Source organism: Sediminivirga luteola (assembly GCF_014639315.1).
Lineage (GTDB): Bacteria > Actinomycetota > Actinomycetes > Actinomycetales > Brevibacteriaceae > Sediminivirga > Sediminivirga luteola.
The window spans coordinates 38,307-50,840 of the sequence record NZ_BMFY01000020.1; the positions used below are offsets into that span (position 1 = coordinate 38,307).

Annotated in this window: 10 protein-coding genes and 1 pseudogene; 7 read left to right on the plus strand and 4 right to left on the minus strand. The window is 66.5% G+C overall.

All coding sequences use genetic code 11. The features are described 5' to 3' along the window. Nucleotides 1-131: 131 nt before the first annotated feature. Nucleotides 132-749 carry a M23 family metallopeptidase gene (locus IEW13_RS16205; protein ID WP_229745257.1) on the plus strand — a complete coding sequence of 206 codons (618 nt, stop codon included), beginning with the start codon at nucleotides 132-134 and terminating at the stop codon, nucleotides 747-749. Between the two features lie 17 nt (nucleotides 750-766). On the opposite strand, the pseudogene mobF reads toward IEW13_RS16205, so the two are convergent. Next, nucleotides 767-2,440, minus strand: a pseudogene (mobF, locus tag IEW13_RS16210) (MobF family relaxase); the annotation flags it as partial. A 247-nt stretch (nucleotides 2,441-2,687) separates the two neighbouring features. Between mobF and IEW13_RS16215 the strand changes: the two are divergent. Beyond that, entirely contained in the window at nucleotides 2,688-3,812 is a 1,125-nt protein-coding gene (locus tag IEW13_RS16215) for a DNA cytosine methyltransferase (RefSeq protein WP_229745258.1), read from the plus strand. 7 nt (nucleotides 3,813-3,819) lie between these two features. Here IEW13_RS16215 and IEW13_RS16220 read toward each other — a convergent pair whose 3' ends face one another. After that, nucleotides 3,820-4,146: a hypothetical protein gene (locus tag IEW13_RS16220; protein WP_100810824.1), complete on the minus strand. Its 327-nt coding sequence runs from the start codon at nucleotides 4,144-4,146 to the stop codon at nucleotides 3,820-3,822. A gap of 120 nt (nucleotides 4,147-4,266) precedes the next feature. Here IEW13_RS16220 and cmtR point away from each other — a divergent pair, with 120 nt between their 5' ends. The 4 genes from cmtR (at nucleotide 4,267) to IEW13_RS16240 (ending at nucleotide 7,778) form a co-directional block, all read left to right on the plus strand. Next, on the plus strand, nucleotides 4,267-4,626 hold the full coding sequence (gene cmtR, locus IEW13_RS16225) for a Cd(II)/Pb(II)-sensing metalloregulatory transcriptional regulator CmtR (RefSeq protein ID WP_026926287.1): 360 nt from the start codon (nucleotides 4,267-4,269) through the stop codon (nucleotides 4,624-4,626). Beyond that, nucleotides 4,623-6,527 carry a heavy metal translocating P-type ATPase gene (locus IEW13_RS16230; RefSeq protein WP_100810823.1) on the plus strand — a complete coding sequence of 635 codons (1,905 nt, stop codon included), beginning with the start codon at nucleotides 4,623-4,625 and terminating at the stop codon, nucleotides 6,525-6,527. Before cmtR ends, IEW13_RS16230 begins: the two co-directional genes overlap by 4 nt. Then, a complete protein-coding gene (locus IEW13_RS16235) occupies nucleotides 6,524-7,099 on the plus strand; it encodes a signal peptidase II (RefSeq protein ID WP_100810822.1) in 576 nt (191 codons plus the stop codon). Before IEW13_RS16230 ends, IEW13_RS16235 begins: the two co-directional genes overlap by 4 nt. A gap of 76 nt (nucleotides 7,100-7,175) precedes the next feature. Next, a complete protein-coding gene (locus tag IEW13_RS16240; protein ID WP_100810821.1) occupies nucleotides 7,176-7,778 on the plus strand; it encodes a cadmium resistance transporter in 603 nt (200 codons plus the stop codon). Between the two features lie 222 nt (nucleotides 7,779-8,000). On the opposite strand, the gene merA is transcribed toward IEW13_RS16240, so the two are convergent. Next, on the minus strand, nucleotides 8,001-9,323 hold the full coding sequence (merA, locus tag IEW13_RS16245; protein ID WP_236021854.1) for a mercury(II) reductase: 1,323 nt from the start codon (nucleotides 9,321-9,323) through the stop codon (nucleotides 8,001-8,003). Nucleotides 9,324-9,475: 152 nt separating this feature from the next. Here merA and IEW13_RS16250 point away from each other — a divergent pair, with 152 nt between their 5' ends. Beyond that, nucleotides 9,476-9,865, plus strand: coding sequence for a heavy metal-responsive transcriptional regulator (locus tag IEW13_RS16250; protein WP_188551966.1), 390 nt, complete (start codon nucleotides 9,476-9,478; stop codon nucleotides 9,863-9,865). Nucleotides 9,866-10,154: 289 nt separating this feature from the next. Here IEW13_RS16250 and IEW13_RS16255 read toward each other — a convergent pair whose 3' ends face one another. Next, a complete protein-coding gene (locus IEW13_RS16255) occupies nucleotides 10,155-12,332 on the minus strand; it encodes a DEAD/DEAH box helicase family protein (RefSeq protein WP_229745259.1) in 2,178 nt (725 codons plus the stop codon). Nucleotides 12,333-12,534 lie beyond the last annotated feature (202 nt).

The window sequence follows — 12,534 nt, forward strand, 5'->3', positions numbered from 1 at the left end:
TGACCTTCCGAATCAGGACGACACTGACTCGGCGGTGCCGCTACGCGGACGATGGGAGAATGGGCTACGCGCAACGGTCTAGGGATGCGTCCCGTTCGCGGGTTTGACGCCAGACGATGGAAAGGAGCCGCGTGGCTGCTTCTGTCGATCTGGAATACCCGTTCACAGGCAGATGGCTCGTCCAGAACAGCCCCGCCAACCGAGTGCCCAGCCACGGCACGGCGCTGCTGGCCACGTCCTACGCCATCGACTTCGTTCCCACCGATGACGCCGGACGCACCGCGCCCATCACGTTCAGTTCGCTCATACGGCCCGAACCGACAGAGAAGTTCCCTGGCTTCGGACGCATGATCCTGGCACCTGTCGAGGGGATCGTCGTCTCCGCGCACGACACCGAACCCGACCACCCGGCATATCGCGGACTACCGTCTATCGGCTACGCCCTCACCCAGCAGCGCCGTGCCCGAGCAGGGTGGATCGCACTTGCCGGTAACCACGTGCTCATCGAGGCCGGTGGTGTCGTGGTCGCCCTCTGCCATCTCCAACAAGGCAGCCTGAGAGTCCGGACGGGACAGCGCGTGCAGATAGGCGCCGAGCTCGCGCGCTGCGGGAACTCCGGCAACAGCACCGAGCCGCACGTCCACATCCAAGCGATCACTACCCCCGATATCGAGCGCGCCATAGCCGTGCCCCTCACGTTCAGGGGCACCCTCCCGCGCAACGGAGAGGTCATCGACGTCAGCGAGTAGTGGCGTCAAACCCAACACGTGGTATTCCCGGCGCCGGCAGGTCCCACCAGCACATCGAGAACCCGACCGGAGACCGCGATCTTCATCAGCGCGTCGGCCTGGTCCTCACCGAGCATCCGCCCCTCACGATCAGGCTTCGTGGTCACCTTCTCGACCGCCGCCAGCGGCACGGCCGGTCCGGTCATGGTGCGGGAGCGGTCGAGCAGACGATCCTCGGCGGTCAGCAGCAGCTCGGAGGAGAACACGGTCGAGTGCTTGGGCCGGAACACGCTCGTGCCATCCACCCGCCGGAACGCGACGGGTGAGGTGGCGAGGTCGGGTGGCGTCAACCGCAGCGAGGCTTGCTCGGCGGCGTCGGCGATCATCCCCACGACCGCTTCGCGGTCTTGCATGGTGGCGAAGCGCCAGTCCATCGTCTGCCGGGACGCCTCGGCCATCAGGTTCCACCGCCGCCACGTGGACCGCTTCTCACCCACCACCCCGACTACGGTCTGCCCGAGTTCACCGATGGCGTCCAGGGGCACGTCATCGGCGCGCAGCAACAGCGGCTTGTCGTTGTCGGTGACGGCGCGCGCCCAGTCGGTGGCGTCCTGGCCGAGTACCCCGGTGGCGCGGGTGCGCCACTCGGCAGTCAGGTCGGCTAGCGACCGCACCTTCTTCTCCGGGCGTGTGGCGAGGGTGGCTTGGGCGCGCAGCTTGATGATCGTGGCGGTGGAGGGTTGGCGGCCGTGCTTGGCGACGTACTCGGCGATCAATCGGTCCTTCTCGGCGTCGATGTGCCGGGCACGGGTGGAGAACTCCTGGACCAACTCCTCCGGCACGGTACTGATCGCCCATGCCGGGTTCCGGTCCCGGCCCATGTCGCGGGCCTCCCACTCGACGCCGAAGGTGCGGGTCATGTGATCGGCGAACACCGCTTCGTGCAGCTCCGACAGGGCGACGACAGCGGCGTGCATCGGGCGCCCATCCAAGCTCCGCCACTTCCCATCCAGCACGGTCTGCACCTTGTTGCTGAGGACGACATGGGTGTGCAGATGGGGGTCGACGGCGCGGGAGTCGAAATGATCGAACGCCGTCGCGACCAAGCCGGCGACATCCACCTGTGCAACGGCCCCGTCGCCCGCGGTTGCACCGGTGCGGGTGGCCGCAACCTCCCGCTCCATGAACGCAACCACCTCTGCAACCGCCCGATGATGCGCCTCCCCAATCAGCGCCTGCGTGCCGGCGTCGGCGACCGCCCACAACGCCGAGGCCGACTTCGGGATCGAGAAGGTGAAGTCGAACCCCGCCACCGCCCGCCGCCTGCCGCGCTCGGTCTCCTCCGCCTCAATCTGCGCGACCGCCTCACCCTTCGCGCCCGGACTCAGGTCCGGGTCAAGGTCGGCGATCCGGGCCTCGATCCGCTCCGGCACCGACTTGTAAGCGGGGAACGCGTGCCCGAGGGGGTCGCCGGTGATCGGGTCACGGCCCATGCCCATCAAGAGCTGGAGCTGAGCCTCCGACACCCGATCACCCACGACGAGCTGACCCTTGCCGAGTGAGGCGACGCCGGACCCGAGCCACTGGCCCGGTGGCGTACCTGCCTCCGCGTAGTACCTCGTCAACGGCGTCGACAGCTCACGATCCCCATCCGCGGCCGCGATCGTGCGCAGCAGGTACTTGTAGCCATCGCCCGCGCTCATCACGCGCATCGAAACCGTCACCACGACACCGCCCTTCGACGGTCAGGTGAGCGGACGCTGACCACGCGAACGCGCTGTCAACTTTGGTTGACACCTCGATCTGCAAGACGCGTGTGACCTCGGATGGCGGTCAGAGCGAAGGCCGGAGATGGGGGCGTCGGGCGGTGTCGCTCGCGTGGCTCGACGAGCTGCGGGCGTGCCGGAGTTGTGCACCTGACAGTTGGCCAGCTCGGCATCAGTGCTCAACGAGGCACGGATGCCGGGGACGACCTTCACCGGAGCAGACTTTATGCACGACCTCGACATCAGCGGCGAACCACGACTCAGGATCGGGTCGCTGTTCAGCGGCTACGGCGGCCTCGACCTCGCCGTCGAGCACGTATTCAACGCCACGACCGTGTGGTTCTCCGAACTCAACGCGCCCGTCGCCCGCGTCTTCTCGCACCACTGGCCCGAAGCTCCGAATCTTGGCGACATCACGGCCATCGACTGGAGTCAGGTCGAGCCCGTGGACATCCTCATCGGCGGATTCCCGTGCCAAGACGTTTCCACGGTAGGCAAGCGCGCCGGCCTTGCTCCGGGTACGCGCTCGGGTCTCTGGGCGCACATGGCCGTAGCCATCGACGCGCTCCAGCCCGAATGGGTCGTCATCGAGAACGTCCGCGGGCTGCTGTCCTCACCCGCGACGCGGCCATCCGCAGAAGGAGATAACCATGACCGACGCAACCCAGGCGATGCATCCCCCGACGGCGCAACCCTTCGCAACGTGGAACCCGACCCGTGGCATCTGGGAGACTACGCAACTCGACCTCTTCGGGCTCTCGGCGCCGTTCTCGGCGATCTGGCCGACTTGCGGCTGGATGCAGGATGGATCGGCTTACCGGCTTCCCTTGTCGGCGCTCCTCACCAACGCTTCCGCATCTTCGCCCTCGCCCGGCGCACTGTTCCGCACCCCGCTGGCGACGGACTCATCGCGCGGTGGAGAGACTCTCGACCAGGTGCGAGCGAGACGAGGGACGATTGCGCTGTCGCACCAGATCATCGACTTCGCCCTCCACGGACCGGGTGGCTCATCGAACAGGAGAGCCGAATCGGAGACGCTGTGGTCGCTGATCGACGGACTGTTCAGCGATGGGGACGCTACGCCGACGCCATCACTCGTTGGGAACACATCACCGGGCGACCCGCGCAAGCGCCAGCCCTCCTGAACGACGCCGACGGCCCCCGCCCAGCACCGGCATTCGTCGAATGGCTCATGGGCCTGCCGACTGGATGGGTCACCGATAGCGGCGACCTGACGCAGAATCAACAGATCACCGCCCTCGGCAACGGAGTGCTACCCCTCCAGGCTGTGTCCGCGCTGTCACTGCTCGCCGCGTGAACGTGGGCTACGCGAGAGCGGCGTCCTCCGGTGCTCCCGGTGTCGTTCCCAGAGCGGCGAGCAGGCGGACCCGGACTCGCTGCTTGCGCTGCTCGAAGAACGAGGTGAAGTCGGCCAAGTCGAGCGGAAGGCCGTCGAGGTCGTCCTCGGCAAGGTACGTAGCTCGCTTGTTCTCGCTCGGGAAGGCGGTGTCCATCCACTCCGCAGGCAGTCCATCCTGCTTCTCGATGTTGGCGGCCCCACCCAGCAACTGAAGGTTCGGCAGCAGGCATGCGGCGGCCAAGTAGTCGTCGACCTTAATCGAGCGGGACGCCGGCACCGAGGAACGGGACATATTCTCCACGACGGATCTTCGAGCACTTCGCCACGCTCGCTGGTAGGGAGCTGTCAACTGACTCGCCGCTCGTGAGGACACCTGGCGCCGAATATACATCGTACAGTGTATAGTCATCGTATGCTGACTATTTCCGATCGACTCGACGTGATGAACCGGCTCGGCCGAGCTATGGCCGACCCGACCCGCTCCCGCATTCTGCTGACCCTGCTGGCCGGGCCGAGCTACCCGGCGGTGCTGTCCCGCGAGCTGGGGTTGTCGCGCTCGAACGTGTCGAACCATCTGACATGCCTGCGCGGGTGCGGGATCGTGGTGGCCGAGCCCGAGGGCCGACAGACCCGCTACGAGGTGGCAGACCCGCACCTGGCCCGCGCGCTGACGGCGCTGGTGGATGTCACGCTTGCGGTCGACGAGAGCGTGCCGTGCATGGACCCGGACTGCGGGGTCGAGGGTTGCCAGGCGGGGGAGGTGCGGGCGTGAGCGCGGTCACAGGTTCGCAGGTCGAGCACGTCGACCTCGACGACCACGATGATGACGATGACCGGCCGTGGTATCGGAGCCCGAGCGTTCTGATCCCGATCGCCTCCGGCGTCGCGTTCGCCGCCGGCCTGGTGTGCGAGTGGACCGGCGCGGAGACCGCGGGCCTGGTGCTGTTCTGGATCGGCCTGCTGCTGGGCGCTTACACGTTCGTGCCGGGCGCGCTGCGCAAGCTGTTCACCAAGGGCAAGTTCGGCATCGGGCTGCTGATGACGATCAGCGCGACCGGCGCGGTGATCCTCGGCTACGTCGAGGAGGCCGCCGCGCTGGCATTCCTGTACTCCATTGCGGAGGCGCTGGAGGACAAGGCGATGGACCGCGCCCGCGCAGGGTTGCGGGCGCTGTTGAAGCTCGTGCCCGACACCGCACTCGTCAAGCGCGGCGACGCCACCGCCGAGGTCGAGGCGAAGGAGCTGCGCGTCGGGGATGTCCTGGTGGTCCGGCCGGGCGAACGGATCGCCACCGACGGCACCGTGCGGGCCGGGCGAAGCAGCCTGGACACGTCCGCGATCACGGGTGAATCGATCCCGGTCGAGGTCGAACCGGGCACCGACGTCTCGGCCGGGTCAATCAACACCACCGGCGTGCTCGAGGTCGAGGCCACCGCCGCCGGCACCGACAACTCGCTCACCACCATCGTGGAGCTGGTCGAGCAGGCGCAGGCCGAGAAGGGCGACCGTGCCCGCCTGGCCGACCGGATCGCCCGCCCGCTGGTGCCCGGCGTGATGATCCTCGCCGTGCTGGTCGGCGTGCTTGGGTCGCTGTTGAGCGGCGACCCTGAGCTGTGGATCACCCGCGCTCTGGTGGTGCTGGTCGCAGCCTCGCCGTGCGCGCTGGCGATCGCCGTCCCGGTCACCGTTGTTTCCGCGATCGGCGCGGCGTCGAAGTTCGGTGTGGTCGTGAAGTCCGGGGCCGCGTTCGAGCGGTTCGGCGGCATCCGCCACCTCGCCGTCGACAAGACCGGCACGCTGACCCGCAACGAGCCCACGGTGACCCGCGTCGTCACCACCGGCGCGACCGAGAATGAGGTGCTGGCGTGGGCGGCGAGCCTGGAAGGTCACAGCACGCACCCGCTGGCCGCCGCGATCACGAAGGCCGTCCCCGACGCCCCGACCGCGCACGACGTCACCGAGACCGCCGGGCGCGGCATCACCGGCACGCTCGGTAGTGCCCGTCTCGCCGTCGGTAGCCCCCGCTGGCTGGATGCCGGATCACTGGCCGACCAGGTGCGGGCGATGGAGTCCGAGGGGATGACCGTCGTCATCGTGCACCGAGGCGACCAGCCGGCCGGGGCGATCGGGGTGCGTGACGAACTGCGCCCAGAGGTTCCCGAGGTCATCGCCACGCTGAACCGCCGCGGGATCGGGGTGACGATGCTCACCGGCGACAACGCCCGCACCGCCGCAGCGCTGGCCGACCAGGCCGGCATCAGGGACGTGCGCGCCGAGCTGCGCCCCGAGGACAAGGCCACCGCCGTCGCGAAGTTGTCGAAGTCTCAGCCCACTGCCATGATCGGGGACGGCATCAACGACGCTCCCGCGCTGGCGGCCGCGGATGTGGGGATCGCTATGGGAGCCAAGGGCGCCGATGCTGCGATCGAGTCGGCCGACGTCGCGTTCACCGGCCACGACCTGCGCCTCATCCCACAGGCCCTCGCCCACGCCCGCCGCGGCCGCAACATCATCAACCAGAACGTCGTGTTGTCGATCGCGATCATCGTGGCGCTGCTGCCGCTCGCGATCACCGGAGTCCTCGGGCTCGCCGCGGTCGTGCTTGTACACGAGGTCGCTGAAGTCGTCGTCATCCTCAACGGGCTCCGCGCGGCGCGGCGCACGAAGGCATGACCGATCCCCTTGACGGCTCCGCTCCCTCCCCGGGAAAAGCGGATGCCGTGGAAGCGAGTTCTGCCGGCCCGGCGGCGGCGCGCGTCCGGCTCCGCTGGTTCCTGCTCGCGTGCGCCGTCGCCGCCGGCGCGGTGCTGATCGACCAAGGCAGCAAGGCACTCGCCCTCGCTCAGCTCAGCTCAGCGAGGATGACCGCAATCCCGCTCTTGGGAGACTGGCTCGGCTTACAGCTCGCGTTCAACCCCGGCACCGTCATGTCCTTAGGGTCCGATTCAACGTGGCTGCTCACCGTCATCGCGACCGCGGCGTCCATCGCCCTGCTCATCGCCGCCGCGCGCGCTCCATCGGCCGGGTGGGCGGTCGCGATCGGCCTGGTGTGGGGCGGCGCAGTCGGCAACCTCCTGGACCGGCTGTTCGCCCCTCCCGGATTCGGCCGCGGTCATGTCACCGACTTCCTCGCCTACGGCAACCTGTTCATCGGCAACCTTGCCGACGTCATCCTCGGTTTCGGCGTCGCCCTGGGCGTACTGCTTTACCTCCGAGGCCCAAACCACACCAGGAACGGACAATGATGGTCGCAGAGTATCAACGGCACGCGGCTGCCGGAACCGCTGGGTCGCCAGGCGGCTGTAACGCGGCGGTGGGCGCATGATCCTGTCCTCCGTCCTGCAGGCGATCGGCCTATTCATCGCCACGAACATCGATGACATCATCGTGCTCTCCTTGTTCTTCGCCCGAGGCGCGGGCCGGCGCGGGACCACCGCCCGAATCCTGGTCGGACAGTACCTCGGGTTCGCTGGCATCCTGGGCGCTTCCGTGCTGGTGACGCTCGGGGCGGGAGCGTTCCTGCCGCCGGAGGTCATCCCCTACTTCGGACTCATTCCGCTGGGGTTGGGACTTTGGGCTGCGTGGCAAGCCTGGCGCAACCGCGGTGCCGACGATGACGATGAGGCAAAGGTCGAGGGCAAGAAGGTTGGGGTGTGGACGGTGGCCGGGGTGACCTTCGCCAACGGCGGGGACAACATCGGCGTCTACGTCCCGGTCTTCCTCAGCGTGGGCCCAGCGGCCGTGGTGGCGTACTGCATCGTGTTCCTCGCCCTGGTCGCCGCCCTCGTCGGCCTGGGCAAGTTCGTCGCCACCCGCCGACCGATCGCCGAACTCCTGGAACGCTGGGAACACATCCTGTTCCCGATCGTGCTCATCGGCCTGGGCATCTTCATCCTCGTCAGTGGTGGTGCCTTCGGCCTCTGAACTCGTAGCCGACTGCGTAGATGGCAGCGTGCTGTGGTTGCTACCTGGCGGCTGAGTGTCCCGGTGCGCTCCGCGTGTGAGCGGCCCAGACGACGTGCTCGGCGCCGCTGCCTCAACTGAGCCCACGCTGACCGCGTAGGCGTCGATCACGCGGTCGGTGCCGGTGTTGAAGGCGTCGCGGATATCACTTGGATCACCACATCGCTGGGCCCGGCTCTTGTGTCAGGCGCAGCAGGAGGTGGGGAGTTCGTTGCGGAAGAGGTTCGCGGTGAGGCGGATGCCTTCGGCCATGGTGAGGTAGGGGGCCCAGGTGTCGGCGAGTTGGGTGACGGTGAATCCGGCGGTGATGGCGTAGGTTGCGGCGAGCATCATCTCCCCAGCGGTGTCGGCGAGGGCGTGGATACCGAGGACTTTGCCGGTGTCGGCGTCGGCGACGACCTTGATGCCGCCGCGTGTGTCGTGGTTGGCGATGGCCCTGGGCACGTCGGAAAGTCGTAGGAATCGGCAGGCGCACCGGTATCCGGCGGCGATGGCGCTGGCTTCGGTGATCCCGGCGGAGGCCAGTTGGGGTGAGGTGAACAGCACAGACGGCAACCCGGTGTAGTCGACTCGCTCGTCGTGACCCAGGGCGTTGTGCGCGGCGATCTTCCCAGTCCTCGCGGCGACGTACACGTACTGGGGCACGTCAGTGACGTCACCGGCGGCGAACACAGCCGGGTTCGTGGTCCGCTGCTGCTCGTCTACGATGACGAAGCCGCGCTCGTCGGTCGCGATACCCGCAGCAGGAAGGTTGAGCCCTTCGGTGCGCGGGGTGCGACCGGTGGCAACGAGGACACGTTCACCGGTCGCGTCCTTCCCGTTGCGGGTCGTCACCTGGACCAGGCCCTCGTGCTGGGTGATCGTGGCTGCGCGGTCGCCGATGACGCTGATCCCCTCGGCCAGGAAGGCCTTGCGGAGCTCGGATGACAGTTCCGGTTCGGCGTGCGGGGCGAGCCGACCGATGACGGTGACCTCTACTCCGAGCCGGGCGAACAGCTGCGCCTGTTCCAGGCCGACGAAGCCACCGCCGATCACCACGAGCGACGCGGGCAGTTCCGTCAGTTCCATCGCTGTGGTCGACGTGAGGTAATCAACCTGCTCAAGCCCAGGGATTGCCGGCACGTGCGGCTCGGCGCCGGTGGCGACGAGATACGACTTCGCGCGCACCGGTCGTCCATCCACGAGCAGGGTTCCCGCGTCTGTGAACGTTGCAGTGCCCGGGAGGATGTCAAACCCGTAGGCAGCGGCGATGTCGGCGTACTTGGTCTGGCGGAGCATCCCAACCAGATCATCCTTCTGCTCGATGAGCGCGCTGAGATCGACCATCCCAGCAGAGCTGGGGGCGCCTGAGAACGGGTTCGTGAGGGCGGAGTGCCGGGTGTGCGCGGCCGCGAGAAGCGTCTTGGACGGCACACAACCCACGTTCACGCAGGTACCGCCGAGGGTTCCCGATTCGATGGCGACCACGCTGGCCCCCTCGAGGCGCGCGTGGATCGCTGCGGACATCGCCGCCCCGCCCGTCCCGATCACCACGAGATCAACCTCTGTGTGCTGTGTCACGATGCCTCCTCAAGTTCGAACCGGCCACTCATGCGGCCACTCCTGAAAGAATGGACCTTAAAGTATGCTTGAAGGTCAAGTCGGTGGCGGAGGTGACGATGCGGATCGGAGAACTCGCGGGGAAGGCGAAGACGAGGGCGTCCACGCTGCGGTATTACGAGGAGCGCGGGCTGCTCCAACCTCCGGAGCGTACCCCGGCCGGGTACCGCAACTACGGCGACGAGGCGGTGCAGCGGCTCGAGTTCATCGACCGGGCCCGCGCAGCAGGGCTCACCCTCGCGCAAACCGCCGAGATCCTCGAAGTACGTGACGCGGGCGGGTCGCCGTGCGGTCATGTTCGAGACCTCCTCGACCGGCGACTGGTCGAGATCGACGAGCAGCTTGAGCATCTCCGCCTGCTCCGTACCAGCGTCGCCGAGCTCCGCGCGAACGCAGCACAGACGTCGCCGGAGGCCTGCACACCCGAGTCGATCTGCCGGTACCTCTGACCAATCGGCTGAAGGGTCTTGCTGCCCGGAGGGAACCGTTGTCTTGTCCGCGTAAGGTTGTCGCGCTCGTGGTAGTTCGTCAGGAACTCGTAGAACGTGTACGACTGCGCGGTCTCGGGCTTGAAGTTCCAGAGCAGGAAGGAGCCGACAGGGTATCCGTGCTTCAGACAAATTCACGATGGATAGCTGGCATCAGATACTCGCGCTTGTGGATGGCGGTGAGCATCTCCTCGATGCTGCGCCGGGTCTGGAAGGACATGCGGCTCTCTCGATACGGGCTGACGGGTGGTCAGACTACGGTCTCGTCGTTGACGGCGACGACGGTGTCGTAGAGGCCGTAGCGACGCAGGCCCTTGTGGGACTCGATGCCGGTGTAGGACAAGGAGGAGTCCTCGTAGCGGCGGAAGGCGAAGACGGCCTGGTTCATATGGGTGGCGTTAAAGACGCCGAGATTCACGAGGAGGTGGAAGTCCTCGACGGTCAGTCCGGTGACGGTGCGGAACAGGCCGGGTTCGAGCTTGGTGATGACGTCGGTAAGAGTGTTCTCACGGAAGTCGGTCAGGTACATGAATGCAGGGATGCGGGTGGCGAACTTGACCAGCTTCTCCTGAATCTGCTTCCGCTTGGACTTGTACTCCTTCTCCTCCGCCGTCAGCTCCTTCTTCTCCGCCGGAGTGATGTCCTCGCCCTTCTCCTTCTTCACCTTCTTCACGGCGTCACTCTTGTTCACGACGGTCTCGAAGATGTCGTTGCCGAGTGCACGGAAACCCTCGATGTTCATGACGGCGTCGAGGGCGTCGGGGCTGTTCATGATCTTGCGCAGGGTTTCGTTGTCGACGTTGACGAGGATCGCGGACTCCCACTTGCGGGCCAGGAGGGTCGCGGAGGTGCCCGACATGGCGATATCGAGGATGCCGCCGGCATCGACCTGGGTCATGTTCGACCCGTCGTAGGCCAACACGGGCAGGAACTTCACGAGTTCCTCTACGGCTTGCTCGGGGTTCGGCGTCTCCGGTGAGAGGCCCGCGCCGTAGTCGGCGATCTGACGCAGCGCGCGGGTCGGCGCGAAGTCGAACACGAAGCACACCGGCTTGAGGACGGCTTCGGCGCTTGGGTTGTCGCCGTCGGGGTTCTTGATCGACCACGGTGACTGCACACGGAAGGCTGCCTGGAAGTAGGTCTCGGGTGAGTTGAGGTTGCGCAACATCAGGATCGAGGACCACTGCTTGACGGTGACGCCCGTGGTGAGCTTGCCGCACGACAGGGTGATCGTCTTCGTGTCGTGGCCGTCGCCGATCGCCGCCCGCACTGGCGGGAGAGCATCCAGCCCGATGCCCGCGCCGGGACCCGCGACGACGAGGACCTTGTAGTCGTGCCAGAACACGTTCTGCTTCTCCGCGAGCAGGTTCGACATTGCCTCGCAGGCAGCAACGTTGGGCAGGAACCAGAACGAGTGCTGAAGGTACGGCAGGAGTCGGACATCGGAGTACGGGAATGGCGGGCGGGTGCCCATTCGCATCGCGTCGACCTGGGTGGGCAGGTGAGCGCCGCGGACGAGATCGAGCCACTTCTGCACGTCGGTCTTGCGGGTGAACTCGGCGTCCTTGCCGGCGCCCTTTGCCTCGAAGAACTCGTTGAGGTCGAACTCGTCGAACTCTCCCTGATTCGCAACGGCAATCAACTCGTCAGGCATCTGGTACGTGAACAGACGCATCTCCGGGAGTGCCCCGTACGGGTTCCAGGCGTCCGGTTGCGCGACGGCGTACTCGGCCTTGGCGCGCTGCTCATCGGTGTAGGTCCAGTTGAAGATTTGCTCCTCGATAAACTCACCGGTTGCCAGCGCCTTGAATGGCGTGCCCGACAGGTACAGGTAGGCGCGGGTGGTGATCGGCAGGAAGTCGTCCTCGTCGTTGCCGAGTTCGTCAAGCTCCTCGTCGAAAGCCACGAGGCCGTCGTTGTACTCCGCGGCCAGTTCCTTCTGCTTGACTTTCTCGTCCTCGCCCTCGAACAGCTCCTTGGCGGACTCTCGCCACGCACCGAAGTGGTATTCATCGAAGATGACGAGGTCCCAGTTGGTGGTGTGGACCCACTCGTTCTTCGCCTTGATGAGGCCGGTCTTCCGATCTCGCCCGAGTAGGTCCTGGAACGAACCGAAGTAGACCAGTGGCCGAGTCTTGTCCGCCTCATCTGGGTTGCCCCCGGTGGCCGAGGAGAGGTACTGCCAGCCGTCGAAGTCGGCGTGAGACTCCAGGTCGGTCTGCCAGGCGTCCTCCACTGCGGGCTTGAAGGTGACCACGAGGATGCGTTTGGCGCCGAGCCGCTTCGCGAGTTGGTAGGAGGCGAAGGTCTTCCCGAAGCGCATCTTGGCGTTCCACAGGAACCGTGGCACCGCGTGAGAGTCCTCGGCCCAGATGGACTCGTAGTAGCCCTCGGCCTTGTCCACGGCGCTGGCTTGCTCCGGGCGCATCGGAAACTTCTCATGATGGGTTCCACTGAGCTTCACGCCTGTGCGAAGCTCAGTGATCGCCGTGCGCACATCGTCTGGGGTGCACCGCATCCACTCTCGCGCTGAGCCGAAGATCGGGTTCTCGAAGCCCTTGTCGATCAGCCGTTGGCGCACTGGAGTGACCCCCTAGATTCGGTCCAGTAGTTATGTGAGTTGCACTAGC